Origin of the sequence: Pseudoduganella chitinolytica, assembly GCF_029028125.1 — a bacterium.
Taxonomy (GTDB): Bacteria; Pseudomonadota; Gammaproteobacteria; order Burkholderiales; family Burkholderiaceae_D; genus Rugamonas; species Rugamonas chitinolytica.
On sequence record NZ_CP119083.1, the window covers coordinates 2798306 to 2816082 of the forward strand.

22 protein-coding genes, 2 tRNA genes and 1 riboswitch are annotated in these 17777 nt (G+C 64.1%); of the genes, 15 read left to right on the plus strand and 9 right to left on the minus strand.

Annotated features, from left to right (window positions below; all coding sequences use genetic code 11):
* Positions 1–7: 7 nt before the first annotated feature.
* The 5 genes from PX653_RS12410 to glyA all read right to left on the minus strand — a co-directional run bounded on the left by PX653_RS12410 (position 8) and on the right by glyA (position 4009).
* Positions 8–592 carry a pilus assembly PilX family protein gene (locus PX653_RS12410; protein WP_277418165.1) on the minus strand — a complete coding sequence of 195 codons (585 nt, stop codon included), beginning with the start codon at positions 590–592 and terminating at the stop codon, positions 8–10.
* A complete protein-coding gene (locus tag PX653_RS12415) occupies positions 589–1524 on the minus strand; it encodes a PilW family protein (RefSeq protein ID WP_277418166.1) in 936 nt (311 codons plus the stop codon). Before PX653_RS12415 ends, PX653_RS12410 begins: the two co-directional genes overlap by 4 nt.
* On the minus strand, positions 1521–2063 hold the full coding sequence (pilV, locus tag PX653_RS12420; protein WP_277418167.1) for a type IV pilus modification protein PilV: 543 nt from the start codon (positions 2061–2063) through the stop codon (positions 1521–1523). The genes PX653_RS12415 and pilV overlap by 4 nt, the downstream gene beginning before the upstream one ends.
* Positions 2064–2195: 132 nt before the next feature.
* Positions 2196–2666, minus strand: coding sequence for a transcriptional regulator NrdR (nrdR, locus tag PX653_RS12425; RefSeq protein WP_277418168.1), 471 nt, complete (start codon positions 2664–2666; stop codon positions 2196–2198).
* A gap of 95 nt (positions 2667–2761) precedes the next feature.
* The gene (gene glyA, locus PX653_RS12430) at positions 2762–4009 is read right to left on the minus strand and encodes a serine hydroxymethyltransferase (RefSeq protein WP_277418169.1); all 1248 of its coding nucleotides are present in this window, start codon (positions 4007–4009) and stop codon (positions 2762–2764) included.
* 98 nt (positions 4010–4107) lie between these two features.
* A riboswitch (ZMP/ZTP riboswitch) is annotated at positions 4108–4220 on the minus strand.
* Positions 4221–4398: 178 nt separating this feature from the next.
* Here glyA and PX653_RS12435 point away from each other — a divergent pair.
* From PX653_RS12435 to PX653_RS12490, 12 genes are all read left to right on the plus strand, one after another.
* Positions 4399–5145, plus strand: a complete 747-nt coding sequence (locus tag PX653_RS12435) for an SDR family NAD(P)-dependent oxidoreductase (protein WP_277418170.1) — start codon at positions 4399–4401, stop codon at positions 5143–5145.
* A gap of 153 nt (positions 5146–5298) precedes the next feature.
* Positions 5299–5712, plus strand: coding sequence for a tol-pal system-associated acyl-CoA thioesterase (gene ybgC / locus PX653_RS12440; RefSeq protein ID WP_277418171.1), 414 nt, complete (start codon positions 5299–5301; stop codon positions 5710–5712).
* 57 nt (positions 5713–5769) lie between these two features.
* Complete coding sequence (tolQ, locus tag PX653_RS12445) at positions 5770–6462, plus strand: protein TolQ (protein ID WP_277418172.1); 693 nt, start codon at positions 5770–5772, stop codon at positions 6460–6462.
* Between the two features lie 12 nt (positions 6463–6474).
* Positions 6475–6915, plus strand: a complete 441-nt coding sequence (locus PX653_RS12450; protein WP_227470675.1) for a biopolymer transporter ExbD — start codon at positions 6475–6477, stop codon at positions 6913–6915.
* Positions 6916–6919: 4 nt separating this feature from the next.
* Positions 6920–7861 carry a cell envelope integrity protein TolA gene (gene tolA, locus PX653_RS12455; RefSeq protein ID WP_277418173.1) on the plus strand — a complete coding sequence of 314 codons (942 nt, stop codon included), beginning with the start codon at positions 6920–6922 and terminating at the stop codon, positions 7859–7861.
* A complete protein-coding gene (gene tolB, locus PX653_RS12460) occupies positions 7861–9132 on the plus strand; it encodes a Tol-Pal system beta propeller repeat protein TolB (protein ID WP_277418174.1) in 1272 nt (423 codons plus the stop codon). The genes tolA and tolB overlap by 1 nt, the downstream gene beginning before the upstream one ends.
* Before the next feature lie 39 nt (positions 9133–9171).
* Positions 9172–9702, plus strand: a complete 531-nt coding sequence (gene pal / locus PX653_RS12465) for a peptidoglycan-associated lipoprotein Pal (RefSeq protein ID WP_277418175.1) — start codon at positions 9172–9174, stop codon at positions 9700–9702.
* Between the two features lie 94 nt (positions 9703–9796).
* Positions 9797–10543 (plus strand): tol-pal system protein YbgF, encoded by a 747-nt coding sequence (ybgF, locus tag PX653_RS12470; protein ID WP_277418176.1) that lies wholly within the window; start codon positions 9797–9799, stop codon positions 10541–10543.
* Positions 10544–10642: 99 nt separating this feature from the next.
* A tRNA-Lys gene (locus tag PX653_RS12475) sits at positions 10643–10718 on the plus strand.
* A 23-nt stretch (positions 10719–10741) separates the two neighbouring features.
* Positions 10742–10817 (plus strand) — tRNA-Lys (locus PX653_RS12480).
* Between the two features lie 563 nt (positions 10818–11380).
* Positions 11381–11803, plus strand: coding sequence for a hypothetical protein (locus PX653_RS12485; protein WP_277418177.1), 423 nt, complete (start codon positions 11381–11383; stop codon positions 11801–11803).
* A gap of 10 nt (positions 11804–11813) precedes the next feature.
* Positions 11814–13178 (plus strand): phosphoribosyltransferase-like protein, encoded by a 1365-nt coding sequence (locus PX653_RS12490; protein ID WP_277418178.1) that lies wholly within the window; start codon positions 11814–11816, stop codon positions 13176–13178.
* Between the two features lie 11 nt (positions 13179–13189).
* On the opposite strand, the gene PX653_RS12495 is transcribed toward PX653_RS12490, so the two are convergent.
* The gene (locus PX653_RS12495) at positions 13190–13828 is read right to left on the minus strand and encodes a hypothetical protein (RefSeq protein ID WP_277418179.1); all 639 of its coding nucleotides are present in this window, start codon (positions 13826–13828) and stop codon (positions 13190–13192) included.
* A 63-nt stretch (positions 13829–13891) separates the two neighbouring features.
* On the opposite strand from PX653_RS12495, the gene PX653_RS12500 reads away from it, so the two are divergent.
* From PX653_RS12500 to PX653_RS12510, 3 genes are read left to right on the plus strand one after another with little or no spacing between them, the layout of a single operon-like run.
* Entirely contained in the window at positions 13892–14587 is a 696-nt protein-coding gene (locus tag PX653_RS12500; RefSeq protein WP_277418180.1) for a TetR/AcrR family transcriptional regulator, read from the plus strand.
* The gene (locus PX653_RS12505) at positions 14584–15996 is read left to right on the plus strand and encodes a hypothetical protein (protein ID WP_277418181.1); all 1413 of its coding nucleotides are present in this window, start codon (positions 14584–14586) and stop codon (positions 15994–15996) included. The genes PX653_RS12500 and PX653_RS12505 overlap by 4 nt, the downstream gene beginning before the upstream one ends.
* Positions 15997–16012: 16 nt before the next feature.
* Positions 16013–16147: a hypothetical protein gene (locus PX653_RS12510; RefSeq protein WP_277418182.1), complete on the plus strand. Its 135-nt coding sequence runs from the start codon at positions 16013–16015 to the stop codon at positions 16145–16147.
* 88 nt (positions 16148–16235) lie between these two features.
* Here PX653_RS12510 and PX653_RS28370 read toward each other — a convergent pair whose 3' ends face one another.
* The 3 genes from PX653_RS28370 to PX653_RS12520 form a co-directional block, all read right to left on the minus strand.
* Entirely contained in the window at positions 16236–16403 is a 168-nt protein-coding gene (locus PX653_RS28370) for a PEP-CTERM sorting domain-containing protein (protein ID WP_371876475.1), read from the minus strand.
* Positions 16325–16777, minus strand: coding sequence for a hypothetical protein (locus tag PX653_RS12515; RefSeq protein ID WP_277418183.1), 453 nt, complete (start codon positions 16775–16777; stop codon positions 16325–16327). The genes PX653_RS28370 and PX653_RS12515 overlap by 79 nt, the downstream gene beginning before the upstream one ends.
* A gap of 98 nt (positions 16778–16875) precedes the next feature.
* A complete protein-coding gene (locus PX653_RS12520) occupies positions 16876–17454 on the minus strand; it encodes a hypothetical protein (protein ID WP_277418184.1) in 579 nt (192 codons plus the stop codon).
* Positions 17455–17777 lie beyond the last annotated feature (323 nt).

A 17777-nucleotide genomic window follows, 5' to 3' on the forward strand; every position in this document is an offset into this window, starting at 1 on the left:
CGCCCCCTCACTCGTCCGCCGGCCGCCAGGTGGACTGCAGCACCACCTGCGTGCCGGCCCGGCTGCCGAAGCCGACCGCCGTGACGCGGTACAGGTAACCGTCGTACGCGCCCGCTTCCGCCCCGGGCGGCCGGTACGGCAACCGTTCGACGATGTAGCGTGGCTTACGCAACGGCAGCAGGCCCTCGCCCGTCTCCAACGTCGTACCCGTGAAGCCGCCGAGCGCCACGCTGCGCGCGCCATCCGCCAGGTCCACCGCCTGCCAGGGCGGTGCTTCGCCTGGCGCGCTGCGGCCGCACAAGCCCAGCGCCATGCCGCTGCCGCAGCCGGGCGCAAAACTGTCCGGTGCGCCCAGCAGCGCGTGCCGCTCGGGCGCCACGGTGGCCCGTCCTTCGATCTCCAGTTCCGCATCCATCAATGCATCCTCCGCCGCTTGCAGCGCGATCTGCCGGTCCCGCTCGGCGCGCGCCGACTGCTCCCCCATCAATGCCACCCCGGCCGCCGACGCCGCCAGCAACAGCACGGCCGCCAGCAGCAACAGGCTGACGACCAGCGTCACGCCGCGCTGGCGCCACTCGCCACCGCGCGTCATGGTCCCGCCCGGTTGCGCACGACCACCGCCGTCTCGAACAGCCGGCGCGGGCGGGAGCGCAGCGGCGCCGCGAGCGCCGCCTCGTCGACGCGGCTGCCCGGATCGCCTGCCGCCGGATATGCAGCGCCGAACAGCTCGTATTGCAGCGCCCGCTCGCCGTCGCGCATCCCTGCTTCGCCATGCAGCAGCAGCGCCACCCGCACGGCGACGACCCGGTGCCAGTGCGAACGTCGCCGACGGTCCAGCTCGCGCTCGGCGGCCGTGGCGCCGCTGGGCACCAGCGCCACATCCAGCGCCGCGATACCGGTGGCATTCAGGAAGCGGTTGGCCAGCCCGTCGCCCGGCGTATCGGTGTCCAGGCCATACAACACCTGGAAGCTGTCGATGCCGCGCACCACGGCATCGGCGCTCCAGCCACCGCTGTCGCTGCGGTATTTGCAGCGCAGTTCGGCCACGCCATCCTCCCCTGCTGCAACGTAGAAGATGCTCCAGCCCTGTTGCGCTGCCCCCACCGCAAAGCCGGCGCAGTCGGTGACGGAGCCGTCACCGCCGCCGGTTCCCGCGCCGCCAAAGCGCACCGCCAGCACATCGCTGCCGTTGGCGATCGCGGGCAGCGTGGCCGCGACGCCCGGACCCGTGCGGGTAACGGCGCGGGCATCCAGGCCGACGATGGCGGCGCCGTCTTCCGGTAAGCTGCCCATGGCCGGGTCCACATAGCCGGCCTGGCGCAGCGCCTGGCCGATCAACGCCAGCGCATAACGGCCGCCGTCGTTCAGCCGGGCGCTGGCGCCGTGCACCAGGAAGTCGCCGTTGGCGCTGGCCAGCATCGCCGCCGACGCCAGGGTAACCAGCATACCGAGCACGAGCGCCACCAGCATTTCGACCAGCCCCAGGCCGTCGCAGTGACGCGCTTTTACAGCTACCTTTCTCATGGCCGTACCCCGGCGACCGCCATCGCCACGCCCGGTACGAAGCCGCCGGCGTCGTCGCTTTGCGGCGTGCCGTCCGGATTCTTGCCGCGCCAGCCCACCTTGACGACGATGGGCGCCCCCGGCGTGGCGTCGCACGACCAGCGCAGCCGCCCCGCGTGCCACATGTGCGCATCGCGGCATACGCGGGCACGTCCGGCCGGGAGTGCGGTGCGTACGACGCGTTTCAGTTCATGGATGTCCAGCGCCGCAAGGGCCGCGCGGTCGCATCCGCTGTCGAGGCACAGGCTGGGCGGCGCCGCCGGCGTGGGCTCGGCGGTGGCGTCGTAGTCGACGTCGAGATAGATGCCGGCCTGCCCCGGGTTGGCGCGGATGCGCTCGGCCATCGACACGGCCGCCTGCACGGCCGCCGACAGCAACGCCGACTCCTGCCGCGCACGCATCGCATGCAGCTGCATGGCCGTGCCGCCGATCAGGCCGACGGCCAGCACCAGCAGGGCAACCAGCACCTCGATCAACGTGAAACCCGCGACAGCACGCATGACGCACCTCCCGCCGTCAGGTTAGGCGGTGGCGTGCTTCAACGGTTGAGTAATCTCAAGGATTGGCGTGCCGGCGGAAAAATTCCGCTGGGAAGTTGCGCAGGAGGATTGCGCATGGGGAAAAGCTGAGGCTCAGTCGGCGCGCGGCTTGCGCTCCTGGCCCGCCTCTTCGATGGCGTCCTGGAACTCGGCCAGGTCCTCGAAGTTCTTGTAGACGGACGCGAAACGGATGTAGGCAACCTTGTCCAGGCGCTTCAGCTCCTGCATGACGAGCTCGCCGATATGGTTCGACTCGACCTCGCGCTTGCCGCTGGTCAGCAGCTTTTCCGTGATCGTCTGCACGGCCGTATCGACGGAGGCGGCCGCGACCGGACGCTTGCGCAGGGCCAGCATCAGGCTGTCGCGCAGTTTCGCTTCGGCGAACTCCGTGCGGCTGCCATTCTTCTTGACCACGAACGGCATCGAAAGTTCGATCCTTTCGTACGTGGTGAAGCGCTTGTCGCATTTGCCGCAGCGCCGGCGGCGCTTGATGGCGTCCCCCTCCTCCGATACACGCGTATCGAGGACGTGGATTTCATCGTGCTGGCAGAACGGACATTTCATGGAGAGTGCACATCAAGGGATAAAAAAGCGCCGGACCTCGCAGTCCGGCGCTCGCATGGTAACAACGTCAGGCAGGCCCGTAAAGCCTGCAAGCTTCAGGCTGCGTAGACGGGGTACTTGTCGGCCAGTACCTTGACCGCTGCCTTGACACGTTCGATGGTGGCGGCGTCATGCGGATTGTCCAGCACGTCGGCGATCAGGTTGCCCACCTCTTTCGCCTCGGCTTCCTTGAAGCCGCGCGTCGTCATGGCCGGGCTGCCCAGGCGGATGCCCGACGTCACGAACGGCTTCTGCGGGTCGTTCGGGATGCCGTTCTTGTTGCAGGTGATGTGGGCGCTGCCCAGGATCGCCTCGGCTTCCTTGCCGGTCAGGTTCTTGGCGCGCAGGTCGACCAGGAACACGTGCGACTCGGTGCCGCCGGACACGATGCGCAGGCCGCGCTCGATCAGCGTTTTCGCCAGCACGTCGGCGTTCTTGATGACTTGCGCCTGGTAGGCCTTGAAGTCTTCGCCCAGCGCCTCCTTGAACGCGACGGCCTTGCCGGCGATCACGTGCATCAGCGGGCCGCCCTGGATGCCGGGGAAGATGGCCGAGTTGATGATCTTCTCGTGCTCGGCCTTCATCAAAATGATGCCGCCGCGCGGGCCGCGCAGCGACTTGTGCGTGGTGGACGTGACGAAGTCGGCATGCGGCACCGGGTTCGGGTACAGGCCGGCGGCGATCAGGCCGGCGTAGTGGGCCATGTCGACCATGAAGTAGGCGCCGATGGCCTTGGCGACCTTGGCGAAGCGCTCCCAGTCGATCTTCTTGGAGAACGCGGAGGCGCCGGCGACGATCAGCTTCGGCTTGTGCTCGTGGGCCAGCTTTTCCATCGCGTCGTAGTCGATGTCCTCTTCCGGCGTCAGGCCATAGGAAACGACGTTGAACCACTTGCCGGACATGTTCAGCGCCATGCCGTGGGTCAGGTGGCCGCCTTCGGCCAGCGACATGCCCATGATGGTGTCGCCCGGCTTCAGCACGGCGAAGAACACGCCCTGGTTGGCCTGCGAGCCCGAGTTCGGCTGCACGTTCGCCGCTTCGGCGCCGAACAGCTGCTTGACACGGTCGATGGCCAGTTGCTCGACGACGTCGACGTATTCGCAGCCGCCGTAGTAGCGCTTGCCAGGATAGCCTTCGGCGTACTTGTTGGTCAGCTGCGAACCCTGTGCCTGCATGACGGCCGGCGAGGTGTAGTTTTCCGACGCGATCAGCTCGATGTGGTCGTGCTGGCGGCGGTTTTCGTTCTCGATGGCGCCGAACAGCTCAGGATCGATGGCGGCGAGGGTGTGATCTTTTGCGAACATGTAGTTACTCCGATTAGGACTGGCAGATAGGATCGAATGGCGCCGCCGGCAATGTCTCGAGACAGGCAGCCCGGGCGCGCGCATCCGCGCGATTCCATCGTGGCTGCCCAGGCGAACGGCTGTGTTGAAATCTCACGTTCCCCGGTGGAGCCCCACCTTCGCGCACCGCCTTGGAAGGCCGCGCCACTTTTCGCCAGTTACGTGAGACATAAATGGAGTCAGGATTGTAGGGGATGTCATCCAGGAGAGCAAGAAATGGAGGAAAGTGCAAGATTGACGGTTGGCATTATGCTACGCGGCGGAGATTGCATGACAATACTGTCGGATCGGCTACAATCGACGGGTTTGTCGTTCGTCGTTCCGCTTCCCTCTCCTACAGGATGCACAGCATGATCGTCTTCATTACCGGCGCGAGCGCCGGCTTCGGCGCCGCGATGGCGCGCATTTTCGCCGGCAACGGCCACAAGGTGCTGATCGCGGGCCGCCGCGAGGACCGCCTCGAGGCGCTTGCCTTCGAGCTGGGCCCGAACGTGCGCACGGTGCCGCTGGACGTCACGGACAAAGCCGCCATCCAGGCGGCGCTGGCGGCGCTGCCGGCCGGCTGGCGCGACATCGACGTCCTGATCAACAATGCGGGCCTGGCGCTGGGCATCAAGCCGGCCCACGAAGCCGTGCTGGAAGACTGGGAGACGATGATCGCCACCAACTGCAGCGGGCTCGTGACGATGACGCGCGCCGTGCTGCCCGGCATGGTGGCCCGCAACAGCGGCCTCGTCATCAACCTGGGTTCCGTGGCCGGCCACTACCCCTACCCCGGCGGCAACGTCTACGGTGCCACCAAGGCCTTCGTCGAGCAGTTCACGTTGAACCTGCGCGCCGACCTCGTCGGCACGGGCGTGCGTGCCACCAACCTGGCGCCCGGCCTGTGCGGCGGTACGGAATTCTCCAACGTGCGCTTCAAGGGCGACGACGCGGCGGCGGCCAAGGTCTACGAAGGCACCACACCGCTGACGGCCGAGGACATCGCGGCCACCGCGTACTGGATCGCGACCTTGCCCCCGCACGTGAACGTCAACCTGATTGAGCTGATGCCGACTTGCCAGGGCTTCTCGCCGTTCGCGATCAAGCGCGCCTGAGCGCTCCCGAATCGTAAGGCTTTGTTACAGGCGTCCTGTGCGCGGCGGGGATTTGCTTTAATGCCCGCCTGAGCAATTTCGCAAAAGAAAACTTTCGGCAACGTTTTCAAAAAATGACGTATGATGTTGCCCAATAACACTAGCAATTCAACCATGCCATCAGAGTTCACCTGGGAAGTCCGTGTCTACTACGAGGATACGGACGCGGGCGGCATCGTCTACTACGCAAACTACCTGAAATACTTCGAGCGGGCCCGGACCGAGTGGCTGCGCGCCGTCGGCATCGGCCAGCAGGTCTTGCTGGCCGAGCACGACGCGATGTTTGTCGTCAAGAGCGTGAGCGCGGACTATCATGCGCCGGCCAAGCTGGACGATGTACTAAACTTAACGTTGACAATCGAGAAGCTGGGCCGTGCTTCCGTCGTGTTCCGGCAGGAAGCGTGGTGCGGCACGACCCTCCTCAACACGGCACGCGTCAAGGTCGGCTGCGTCGACTCGGCGCTGCGACCGCGCGCGGTGCCGGAAGCAGCGGCCGCGCGCATGCGTGCGTTGCTGCCGGCCCCATGAGCGGCGCCCGCACCGCATTGAAACAATAAACAGACCGAACAACCGAACCGAGAACCAATGAACGCCACCCAGGATCTTTCCTTCATCGCCCTCATCGCCAACGCGCACCTGATCGTCCAGCTGATCATGGCGCTGCTGCTTGGCATCTCGCTCGTCAGCTGGACCTACATCTTCAAGAAAATGTTCGACGTGCGCGCGGCGCGGCGCCTGACGATCGACTTCGAAAAGACCTTCTGGGCCGGCGGCAACCTGCATGCGCTGTACCAGAACGCCAGCAGCAACCGCGTCAGCAGCGGCGCGCTGGCGCGCATCTTCGAGGCCGGCATGGGCGAATTCATCAAGGGCAAGCAGGCTGCTTCCGGTTCGCGCGAAGCGCTGGACATGGGCGCCATCCTGGACGGTGCCCGCCGCGCCATGCGCGCCGCGTTCCAGCGCGAGATGGATGCGCTGGAATCGCACCTGGCGTTCCTGGCCTCGGTCGGCTCCGTCTCGCCATACATCGGCCTGCTGGGCACCGTGTGGGGCATCATGAACGCCTTCCGCGGCCTGGCCAACGTGCAGCAGGCAACGCTGTCGGCCGTCGCGCCGGGCATTGCCGAAGCGCTGATCGCCACCGCCATCGGCCTGTTCGCCGCCATCCCGGCCGTTGTGGCGTACAACCGTTTTTCGCACGACATCGACCGCCTGGCGATCCGTTTCGAGAGCTTCGTCGAGGAGTTCTCCAACATCTTGCAGCGGCAGTCGCGCTAACGGGGGACCAGCATGGCCTCTTCCTTCAACAGCGGTGGCATGCGCGGCGGACGCGGGCGCAAGCTCAAGTCCGAGATCAACGTCGTGCCATACATCGACGTGATGCTGTGCCTCTTGATCATCTTCATGGTCATGCCCAGCTCGAACAACCCCAGTTCGATCGACCTGCCGCACGCGGAAAAATCCGTGCGGCCGCCCGATGCCTACATCCAGGTGACGATCAAGCCAAACGGTGCGCTGTCGATCGGCGTGGCGGGCAAGAATGCGGATGCGCCGGAGACGGCGCCGAACCGCGACGCGCTCGTGAAAAAGCTGCAGGCACTGCACGAGGACAATCCCGACTACCCGGTCTTGATTGCGGGCGACAAGGAAAGCAAATACGACGACGTGATCCAGCTCATCTCCGAGGCGAAGAAGATGGGCATCGCGCGCGTCGGCCTGGCGACGAAGTGACGGCATGACGACAGCAACACAGATGACGGAAGGCAGCCCCTACCGCGTGCCGAAGCGCGACAGCGGCGGGCGCGCGTTCGCGCTGGCGATCGGCATGCACGCGCTGCTGTTCGTGTTCCTGTGGGGCGGCATCAACTGGCAGAACTCGGAGCCCGTTGCGGTAGAAGCGGAAGTGTGGGACCTGTCGACGCAGCAGGCGGCACCAAAGGCGCCGCCACCCGAACCTGAGCCGGAACCGGAGCCGGTGCGCACGCCACCTCCGCCACCGACCCCTGCCCCGCCACCGGAAAAGGTGGCGCCGCCGAAGGTCGATCCGGACATCGCGCTGAAGAAGCAGAAGGAAAAACAGGACAAGGAACGGCGCCTGGCCGAGGAAGAGGCCAAGCGCAAGCAGCAGGCCGAGGACGAGCGCAAGCTGGCCGAGCAGAAGAAAAAGGACGACGAGAAGAAGAAGCGCGAGGAGGAAAAGGAAAAGCGCCTGGCCGAGGAAAAAGAACAGGCCGACAAGAAGAAAGAAGACGACAAGAAAAAAGAACTCGCCAAGAAGAAGGCCGCCGCCGAATCGGCCGCGAAACTGGAAAAGCAGCGCGCCGAAGAGATGCGCCGCATCCTGGGTTCCGCCGCTGGCGGCACCGGCACGGCCGAGAAATCGACCGCGCCCAAGTCCGACAGCGGCTACAAGGCGGCCGTCGCGGCGAAGATCAAGAGCAATATCAGCTATGCGGGCAGCCAGGACGTACCCGGCAACCCGAGTGCGGAGTTCCAGATCACGCAATTGCCAACTGGGGAAATTATTTCGGTCCGAAAGATCAAGAGCAGCGGCATTCCCGCCTACGATACCGCCGTGGAGAACGCGATCGCCAAGTCGTCGCCCCTCCCTAAAAAGAAAGACGGTACGGTCGAGCGGGACATTACCGCGGCATTCAAACTGAAAGACTTGCCTTGATGCGAACTATGAAAAAACTCGATACCGTTTTACTGAGCGCCGGCCTGCTGGCGGCCCTGTCCGCCCAGGCGCAGCTGCGCGTGGAAATTTCCGGCGTGGGCAGCAACCAGATTCCCGTCGCCGTGGCGGCGTTCGCCGACGAGTCGGTGTCGCCGACGCAGATCTCGAAGGTCATCAAGACCGACCTGGAGCGCTCCGGCGCGTTCAAGGTCATCGACGCGGGCACGATTACCGACGTCAACAACGTCGACCTGTCGGCCTGGAAATCGAAAGGCGCGGATGCCGTGGTCGTGGGCACCGTGCAAAAGACGGCGGACGGCAGCTTTGCCGTGCGCTACAAGCTGATGTCGACGGTGCAGAACAGCAAGCTGTCGCAGCTGGACCAGCAGGCGGCGCCGCAGTTCACCCGCCTGGCCGGCCACAAGATCGCCGACGACGTGTATGAAAAACTGACCGGCGTGCGCGGCATCTTCGCCACCCGCATCGCCTACGTGACGCAGCAGGGCCGCTCGTACCGCCTGGAAGTGGCGGACGCGGACGGCGAAAACGTGCAGCTGGCGCTGTCGTCGAACGAACCGATCATCTCGCCGTCGTGGTCGCCCGACGGCACCAAGGTGGCCTACGTGTCGTTCGAACAGAAGAAGCCCGTGATCTACGTGCAGAACCTCGTTACGCGCCAGCGCACCGTGATCGCCAACGAACGCGGCAGCAACTCCGCGCCGGCCTGGTCGCCGGACGGCAGCAAGATCGCCGTGGCCCTGTCGAAGACGGGCAATACACAGATCTATGTCGCCAACGCCACCGGCGGCGGGCTGCGCCGCGTCTCCAACAGCACCGGCATCGACACCGAGCCGCAGTTCTCCGCCGACGGCCAGTCGATCTACTTCACCAGCGACCGCAGCGGCGGGCCGCAGATCTACCGCATGAGCGTCAACGGCGGCGATGCCCAGCGCGTCACGTTCAGCGGCAGCTACAACATCAGCCCGCGCGTTTCCTCCGACGGGAAATCGCTGGCCTATATTTCCCGGCGCTCCGGCAACTTCCAGCTGTATGTGATGGATCTGGCCAGCGGCCAGGAGCAACGTCTGTCGGACAACACGAACGACCAGGCCCCCAGCTTCGCCCCGAACGGCAAGTACATCCTGTACTCGACCGAATCGGGCGGACGCAAGGCGCTGGCGGTCGTGTCGGTGGATGGCCGGGTCAAGCAACGCCTGACGATCCAGGCGGGAGCAATCAAGGAGCCCACCTGGGGTCCTTTCATGAAGTAAAGCAGCACAATACCTTTCACAACGACCAGGAGAAATAAAATGCGTAACGTAAAAAGTCTCGCCTTCATCATCACCAGCGCAGCCCTGCTCGCTGCTTGCTCGTCGCCCGTCAAAGTGACCGAACCGGCACCGGTAGTGGAAAGCAAGCCGGCGGAACCGACCGCCCAGGCTGAGCCGACCCGCACTGTCGCGCCGGTGGAAACCAAGTCGATCGACCCGCTGGACGATCCGAAGGGCGTGCTGGCCAACCGCAGCGTCTACTTCGACTTCGACAGCTACGTTGTGCGTGAAGACGGCAAGCCGGTCGTGGAAAACCACTCGCAGTACCTGACCAAGAACACCAACCGTCAGATCCTGATCCAGGGTAATACCGACGAACGCGGCGGCGCCGAGTACAACCTGGCGCTGGGCCAGAAGCGTGCCGAAGCCGTGCGCCGCGCGATGACCGCCCTGGGCGTACCGGAAGGCCAGATCGAAGCCGTTTCGCTGGGCAAGGAAAAACCGAAAGCCGAAGGCCACAACGAGGAAGCATGGGCGCAGAACCGCCGTGCTGACATCGTCTACAAGTAATCCCTGCGGCACAAATCCCTTTCAAGGGTACAACGGGGCAATGCGCGGCTATACTGCGTGTTGTCCCGTTTTTTATTTGAAAGCGTAGAGAAACATGATGAAATTCGCCAAGACGGCCCTCGCGCTGGCATTTGCCGGCTTGTCCCTGCATGCGACCGCCGGCGTCTTCGACGACGACGAAGCGCGCCGCGCCATCCTGGATCTGCGTGCCAAGGTCGAAGCGCTGACCAAGGACCTCAATGCCCGCCTCGACACGAAGGCCGAGAAAAGCGTCACGCTCGACATGCTGAACCAGCACGAGCAGACCATGCAGGAGATCGCCCGCCTGCGCGGCCAGCTGGAAGTGCTGGAAAACGAGATCACCATCGCCACCAAGCGCCAGAAGGACTTCTACGCCGACCTGGACGCACGCCTGCGCAAGCTGGAGCCGCGCGAGGTGGAAATCGACGGCAAGACCGCCTCCGTCGACCAGGGCGAACAGAACGCCTACGACGCCGCCATGCAGCAGTTCAAGGAAGGCAACTACGAGGCCGCCGCCACGTCCCTGCAGAACTTCGTGCGCCGCTACCCCGGTTCGGCCTACGCCGCCGGCGCGCAGTACTGGCTGGGCAACGCGTACTACGCACAGCGCGACTGCAAGAACGCGATCCTGGCGCAGCAGCAGGTCATCAAGAACTACCCGGACAGCCCGAAGGCCCCGGACGCGATGCTCAACATCGCCAGCTGCCAGACGGAGCTGAAAGCGGTCAACAACGCCAAGAAGACGCTGCAGGACCTCGTCAAGAACTACCCGAACACGACGGCGGCCCGCACGGCCAAGGAACGCCTGGGCAGCAAGTGACGCGGACGGCAGCGGAATGGATGCCGTCGGTCCAACGGATTTGCTCGACAGCATTTGACAACGACGGCCGGGGCATCCTATAATCCCGCTTCTTTCGGAGGGTCGTTAGCTCAGCTGGTAGAGCAGCGGACTTTTAATCCGTTGGTCGCAGGTTCGAATCCCGCACGGCCTACCACTTGCAAAGTTGTGTTGTACCTTGGGTCGTTAGCTCAGCTGGTAGAGCAGCGGACTTTTAATCCGTTGGTCGCAGGTTCGAATCCCGCACGGCCTACCAAGATTCTTCAAGAACGCCAACCTTCGGGTTGGCGTTTTTGTTTTTGCCTTCATTTCCTCTTCGTCGGGCATTCGCGCCCTGATGAGCATTGCCAAGCCGGCCGTTCGCTGTCAGTGCAATTACGCCACATCAGCCATTTTGCAAACGGCGGCGACAAGACTACACTGATTTTTGCAGCAGGGATCCTACAATCGTACGATTCCGGAGGGCTGGTGTAACTGCTGGATGGCTGATCGGTCTCTCCGCTGACTCAGTACCGCGGCGTTGGCTCGACTCCAATGCCGGCATTTGTCGCCAAGAGTGTTTTTTTTGTTCAATCTTACCTTCGTTAGGAAGCATATGAAGCTTACCTTTACTGACGGGCATCGACGATTACCGGACAGGGCGCCTGCAAAGTGCGGTACACCCGCAGCTACTCTACCGTTCCGATCTCGATCCTGGCAGGCACGATTGCCAAGCTGACGAATGCCGCTAATCCGGCTTCACATTATCGTTAATCCTTAACGATCAACATAGGGGGCACTTATGGTTATAGGTGCCCCTTATCCAGAGGGAACCGAACCATGGAAAACGCGACAGTCGATGCGGTCGTGCGAGACTTGCAAGGCCTCCTGCTGGGGTCGCCTCAGGCAGAGATCACCGGCTCCCAGCTGGGCGATCTGATAGGCCAACACTTCCCGTCGCTCAACCTGCGTCGCGTCACCGGAATCCCGACAGGCCCAGGAGCCCTGAGCCGGTTCGTCGACATGCGGTTGGCGGGGCTGTTGCAGCTGTGCGGCAAAGCTGGCGCGGATATCGTCTACAGCATTCGCCGGCCCGGAGTGCCGGCCGTCACCCCGACCGCCTCCGACGAGCTGCCTGAACTGCTGGAACTGCGCGCGATGGTCCAGTATGCCGTCGCCAGAATGAGCCTGGACGAACTGCGCAAGGTCATGATTCCCGCTGGCCTGGCCAGCGAGGCTGCCCGGCACGCATCCCGGCCTTGAAGAGCGTGACATGGCCGGCAAGCTCCTCCTCGTGATCAAGACCGCCGATGCCGAGAGCGTACTGCGGCGCATCGCCGAAAAGGCGTGCATGGGATGGGAGCGACAGGTCGAAATTTATCCAGTCTGCGAACGCCGCTCCGCCCGCAAGCAACATGAGGAACCGGTCGATTACAACACGCGAACCGACCAGTTGATCGACCTGCTGGCGGACGGCGACTACTCGGCCATCATCGTACAGGCGCACGTTGCCATCGACGTTACCAGGCTGGCTCAGGTCGGCATCCGGCTGCACAAGGCCAACAGCCTGGACGTCCTCGTCAAGCTGATCTTCGACGAATTAAGGAAGCGCAAGCTGGACTGGCTGACGCACGCTACCTACCAGTGGGAAAAGTCGGCGATCCGCAGCCTTCATCCGGACGCGTGGGCCCAGCAATTCGACGCCTTGGGTGTGCGCTGGATCGGCACCAACCTGCTCAAGTTGCTGAGAGTCGTAGCGGACGACGAATTGCGCAGCGCATTCCTGGTACCGGAAGCGGAATTCGCAGGACTGAAGGTCGTCCACGCCTATTTCCGCGATCCCGAGCCGGGCAGCAGTTCGTTGAACGTCAAGATGATCCTCGAGAAACTGTATCCCGCCAGCCAGGTCATCGAATACGACCCGGAACAACCCGATTGCATCGACGGCATCGGCAAGGACATCATTTTCGTGTATGAGGACGGTTTGTGGAGCGGCGTCGAACTGGTCCGGCGACTGAACAATATCTGCAAGAACAGCGGACTGAGAAACGCCGCCTGCCAGATCCATTTCCGTTACGCCGTGACGAGCGACGCGGGTCTCATTGCCGGCCGGTTGTTCAGTAAGCGCGAGCGGCTGCAGAATATCCAGCTGCGACCGGCGACGGCCAGTTATCACTACGATTTCCTGCAAAACGACGCATTCAGTCGCCTGCAGGATCTCGCGAACTCGACCGATGACGAAATCCGGCATGAAATCGACAGCCTGATCCGCCCCCTTGCCTTTCAGTCCGATCAGTTCTGGTCGGGCCGGCGTGATGAAGCATTACAAATCTGCACCCATCTGGGCCGGCAACTGGTGTCCTCGTTTCTAGAACGGCGCCGCGATGCCAAGCGCGGGCAGGACGGCGCCGCGTTGGACCCGATTCCGGAAGAAAAATTGATGGGTTGGGCATTGGGGGCACTGCGCTTCGGTTCGACCGTCTCGTTCTCGTCGAGCGTGCCCAAACCCGTCCTACCGCTGATGTGGCTGGCTGGCCCCGTCCGTATCGACGGCCGGGAGATCGACTGGAAGCCCTTGTTCTGGGACGTCAGGCGAACGGCAGCGATCGATTACCCGGATCGGAGCGCCAATCCGTAACACGCCTGCTGTCAGTGCTTGCCGGCGGGACCAGGCTGTGTGCTGGGAGCACACCGCAACGCCGCCGACCGGGCGAGTTCGCAAGCAGTCGGGCCGACGATCTGCACCCGGGTGATTTCCGGCTCCTCCACGACAAACTTTTTCACGACAATGCCGATCGTCAGGCCGACGCCAATCAGGGCCACCATCAAGTGGATCCCTTCCCAGAACACGTGCAGCCGCCGGCGCGCAATCCATGAGGCCGCCCCACCCTGGGCAGGCCGCAAGCTTTTGCGATAGGCGGGCCACCGGAATCGCCGGTAGTGCGAGGCTTCCGCTTCGCTGCGCAGCGTTTCCAGCGACGCCCCGACATGCTCCCGCGCCGCGTACATTACATCGAGTTCCTGCCTGATCCTGCGCATCACGGCGGTATGAAATTTGAACCGTTCGTAATGCTTTCCAGCAAAAAACCAGCCATACACGCCCAGCAGGATGATGGGTATGGAGGCGGCCAGGGCGACGAGTGCCAGCTTGGCGAAAGTGACCAGGCCGATCAGCAAGGTGGCAATGGTGAGGACGATCCCCGTGATCCGCTCGCGCTGCTCTTCGTGCAGCTTCGCTTGGGCGGAATGTTCGTTGTAATACGCCTGATACAGTTCAGTCCTGTCCACGTTGCCCTCCTGTCGGGCCACCTCGCCAGCCGGCGATCGTGCCTGCCTGACGATGATACGGCAATGCAACCGCGCCACCCTGCCGCCGGCCGATGTCGAGCTGCCGCGGCCGAGACTTGTATTAAAAAGGCAACGCTGGCCTCGATCACTTTTACAGAGGGGCAAAATCAAGTATACAGTGTATACATGACGACCCGGGAACGCATCCTTGCCATTGCCATCACCGAACTCGAAGCCAAAGGCCTGGACGGATTAAGCTTGCGCGCAGTAAGCCACAAGGCGGACATCACGCCCATGGCCGTGTACCGCCATTTCGCCGACAAGGCCGCGTTGTTGCAAGCCGTCGGTGCCCACGCGCTCGACATGTGGCAACGCCGCATCCAGGCCCTGCCCCCGTTGCCGCTGTTGCAAGCGTTCGAAGCCATCGCAACGGCATTCGTCGATTTCGCCCTGGACGAACCGGCGCTGTTCGACGCCGCGTTCGTGCTCAGGACGCAAGCGGAACGGGTCTACCCGGAAGATTTCGAAGCGGGGCATTCGCCCGTCATCGGCGGCTTTGCCCGGCGCCTCGCCGAAGGCCAGGCGGCGGGCCTGGTGCGCGCCGGGCCGCCGCTGGAACTGGCCATGGCCGTGTGGGGAGTATTGCAGGGACTCGTCGCCCTGCACCGCTCCGGACGATTCAACCTGTCGCGGCCGGCATTCACGGCATTGTGCCTTCGCTCGGCGGCGCGCATCTACCTCGAAGGAGACGCATCATGACGATCCAAGGCATGGCCGCGGCGCTGCTGTCGGGCGTATTGCTGGCAGTGAGCCGCGACACCGGGCAGTTCGGCTGGCTGGTCCTCGTGGCGCCTGTACCGCTGCTCGTGTATGCGCTGCGTGCGCCCCGCGCATGGCATGCCGCGCTGCTGGCCTTCGCGGTCGGACTGCTGGGCGAGGCCGGACCGATGTGGTTCTACGGCCGGGTCCTGCCCCTGATCTACGGCCTGGCGGCGTACCAGGCCCTGATGTTCACCTTGGCCGTCCTGTTCATGCGGGCGCTGCATCGCCGCTGCGCAGCCGGGCTGGCCGTGCTCGGGTTCGCGGCCATGAGCGCGGCCACGGAATACCTGTATGGGCTGGCGGCGCCGAACGGCAGTTTCGGCGCCCTCGGCTATGCGCTGGTCAACGTCGCGCCACTGCTGCAAACGGCTTCGCTGGCCGGCGTTGCCGGCCTCACGTTCCTGGCGGCGGCGATCCCGGCCGGGCTGGCCACGCTGTACGTCAGCCCGCGTGACACGAAGGCGGCGCTGGCCTGGTCGGCGCCGATGCTGGCCGCCTTGCTGTACGGCGCCTGGCAGCTGGCGCAACCGTCCGGCCCCGCGCTGCGCATCGCCCTGCTGAGCGACGACCGCTATGCCGGCCGGGTGCCGCGCGATCCCGCGGCAGGGCCGGAAATCGCGGCCGCCTTCGCCCGCCAGGTCGCCAGCGTTGCCAGCCAGCGACCTGCAGCCATCGTCGTCCCGGAGAAAATGCTGGCGGCCGGCACAAGGCTGGCACCACCGCCAGGCAGCGTGATCGTCGCCGGCCTCGACGGCCCTGCGCCCACGGGTGGGCGTCTGAACATCGCGGCCCTGTACGGGCCCGATGAAGCGGTGCGGACCTACTTGAAAAAGCGCATGGTGCCGGGCCTGGAAGCGCAATACGTGCCCGGGTCCGCCGAACTGGTCGCGCGGATCGGCGGCAGCGACGCCGGTGTCGCCATCTGCAAGGATATGGATTTCGCCCAGGACCTGCGCTTGTACGGCCGGCGCGATGTTGGCCTGATGCTGGTGCCGGCGTGGGATTTCGACCGGGACGCGTATCTGCATGGACGCATGGCGGTGGTGCGCAGTGTCGAGAACGGCTTTGCCCTGGCGCGCTCGGCCTCGCAGGGGCTGATGACGCTGAGCGATGCCAACGGGCGCATCGTGGCCGAACGGCGCACGGTGCGCGGGCCGTCCATGCTGGTCGGCGATGTGCCGACCGGGCGCGGCGGCACGGTCTACAGCCGCGTCGGCGATGTCTTCGCCCAGGCCATGGTGGCGCTGTGGCTGGCCTTGCTGGCGCTGCTGGCGCTGCGGCGCAAGCCAGGGATCAAGCGCCCCGATGTGCCGGCGCCCTCGCCCGCCGCGTGCGGTTCTGCCTGACGCCCCGTGCAGGCCTGTGCTCCCATCGGCCCCCGGTCTCGCCAGCCGGCACCTGCCCAATTACCTGGGCTGGCGACACGTGCTGGATGTCAGCCTGGTTGCGCTGCCGCAGCATTTCCTGCGCGTAGCGCTGATGCTCAGCGTCATCTAAGTACCGATGGGCTACTTCACTGCGACCGGGGCACAGAGCCTTTCTTGCCGCCGCTGCGATTCGCATGGCAGCGCTGCCGCAACCCGATTCAGCGTTTGCGCCGCCGCACGGCGGCCCCGACTGCCACAAGACCGGCACCCATCATCCAAATGGTGTCCGGCTCCGGTACCGCCGTGATCAGGAGACGGGTTTGGTCGGTCCACAGATAGCTCGTACCGCTGTCGCCCTTGAACCGAATCCGCTGGCGTAGACGTATTTGCCGAAATCGATATGGACGGCACCGCCGCTCCAGGCGTCGTGGTAATCCCACTGTAACTTGCCGCCCATCTCGCGGGTGCGCAGGTCGTAACTGAAGTTTTCAAGCTCGCACTTGGTCACCAGGCAATAGTGCCAATCCACGTCCGTGAATTCCGAATCGTTGAAGAAGAACCCCGTCAATTCGTTTTGGCGAACGATGCCGTCACCGTTGGTGTCAGACCCCATGAACGTCGCGCTATATCCTTCGTTTCGCTCGAATACATTTGTCGTGGTGTTGAGAAAACCCTCGAACCGGAAGTCCCACCGTGTTTCGGCCGATGCGGTTGCGGCCACCCCGCACAGCGCCATGGCACCAATGACCTTTCGCAGCATGGCTACTCCTATAAGTTAAGTGACATTTATCATTTCTGGTGAAAACGTCAGCAATTATAGTAGCGGCGCGGCCCGTAATGGTCGGCTGCAATATAAAATCAGCAACGTTTTGTTGGACCGCCTTGTCGGCGAGGCCTGCCGCGCCCCGCGCAAGCTGCCACCGTTGCGAGCCCGGCGCCCAGCAGCCAGATTGCCGCAGGCTCCGGAATCGGCGGCGGATTGATGGCGAACTGCGTCGCAGGGGTCCACAGGTAATGCGACGACACGCTACCGCCCGGCGTATAGCCGAAATAACTCAGCTGCGCCCCCGCCTGCGTGGACCCCGACGAGCGCGATGCCTCGTCCTCGTACGCCCAGTGCGAGGAGAAGTTCAATTGGCCCAGCCGCAGGTCGTAGGTAAAGCCGTTCAGCTCGCACTGGCTGGCGCCGCACGGCCGGCCGCCGCGGTCGACGTACAGGCGATTATCCCAGCTGAAATGCGTCAATTCGGTGATATCGAGCTCGCCGTTGCTGTCGGCATCGGTCCCGGAAAACGCGCCGCTGAAGCGCAAGGTCGGGTCGAAGACGTTGGCTTCCCTGTTGTGGAAGCCCGTATAGCTGAACTCCCATAATGTTTCCGCCGACGCCGAGGCCGCTGCCGCGCCCAGCGCCGCCGCACATATCAGTCTTGTCCACATGGCAGACTCCTATCCCATCAGAAAATTCACGATCCCTACTGCCAAGGTCAGCTTAGCAGACCGGTTATTTGATGTCGCGCACACAATTAACATAACGCGCGGCATTTCCGGCGCGCTGACCCACGACGCTCGGCACCGCCCGGCCCGGCTCATAGACCAACTTCGGCTGCTGCGCAATAGGTTTGCCTTCTTTACAACACCACGCCAAATACGGTTGTGAGGCCTGGACAATTCGGCAATACTTGGCCGTTGCCTTAAATACAAGCCGTTCGTACAACGGGCGGGGCACGCCAATGCCGGCCGTCATCAGGACCAGAACCACA

Coding starts and splice junctions, on each gene's coding strand:
- PX653_RS12410 (WP_277418165.1), bottom strand. CDS start 592: ATGACGCGCGGTGGCGAGTGGCGCCAGCGCGGCGTGACGCTGGTCGTC.
- PX653_RS12415 (WP_277418166.1), bottom strand. CDS start 1,524: ATGAGAAAGGTAGCTGTAAAAGCGCGTCACTGCGACGGCCTGGGGCTG.
- pilV (WP_277418167.1), bottom strand. CDS start 2,063: ATGCGTGCTGTCGCGGGTTTCACGTTGATCGAGGTGCTGGTTGCCCTG.
- nrdR (WP_277418168.1), bottom strand. CDS start 2,666: ATGAAATGTCCGTTCTGCCAGCACGATGAAATCCACGTCCTCGATACG.
- glyA (WP_277418169.1), bottom strand. CDS start 4,009: ATGTTCGCAAAAGATCACACCCTCGCCGCCATCGATCCTGAGCTGTTC.
- PX653_RS12435 (WP_277418170.1), top strand. CDS start 4,399: ATGATCGTCTTCATTACCGGCGCGAGCGCCGGCTTCGGCGCCGCGATG.
- ybgC (WP_277418171.1), top strand. CDS start 5,299: ATGCCATCAGAGTTCACCTGGGAAGTCCGTGTCTACTACGAGGATACG.
- tolQ (WP_277418172.1), top strand. CDS start 5,770: ATGAACGCCACCCAGGATCTTTCCTTCATCGCCCTCATCGCCAACGCG.
- PX653_RS12450 (WP_227470675.1), top strand. CDS start 6,475: ATGGCCTCTTCCTTCAACAGCGGTGGCATGCGCGGCGGACGCGGGCGC.
- tolA (WP_277418173.1), top strand. CDS start 6,920: ATGACGACAGCAACACAGATGACGGAAGGCAGCCCCTACCGCGTGCCG.
- tolB (WP_277418174.1), top strand. CDS start 7,861: ATGCGAACTATGAAAAAACTCGATACCGTTTTACTGAGCGCCGGCCTG.
- pal (WP_277418175.1), top strand. CDS start 9,172: ATGCGTAACGTAAAAAGTCTCGCCTTCATCATCACCAGCGCAGCCCTG.
- ybgF (WP_277418176.1), top strand. CDS start 9,797: ATGATGAAATTCGCCAAGACGGCCCTCGCGCTGGCATTTGCCGGCTTG.
- PX653_RS12485 (WP_277418177.1), top strand. CDS start 11,381: ATGGAAAACGCGACAGTCGATGCGGTCGTGCGAGACTTGCAAGGCCTC.
- PX653_RS12490 (WP_277418178.1), top strand. CDS start 11,814: ATGGCCGGCAAGCTCCTCCTCGTGATCAAGACCGCCGATGCCGAGAGC.
- PX653_RS12500 (WP_277418180.1), top strand. CDS start 13,892: ATGCAACCGCGCCACCCTGCCGCCGGCCGATGTCGAGCTGCCGCGGCC.
- PX653_RS12505 (WP_277418181.1), top strand. CDS start 14,584: ATGACGATCCAAGGCATGGCCGCGGCGCTGCTGTCGGGCGTATTGCTG.
- PX653_RS12515 (WP_277418183.1), bottom strand. CDS start 16,777: ATGCTGCGAAAGGTCATTGGTGCCATGGCGCTGTGCGGGGTGGCCGCA.
- PX653_RS12520 (WP_277418184.1), bottom strand. CDS start 17,454: ATGTGGACAAGACTGATATGTGCGGCGGCGCTGGGCGCGGCAGCGGCC.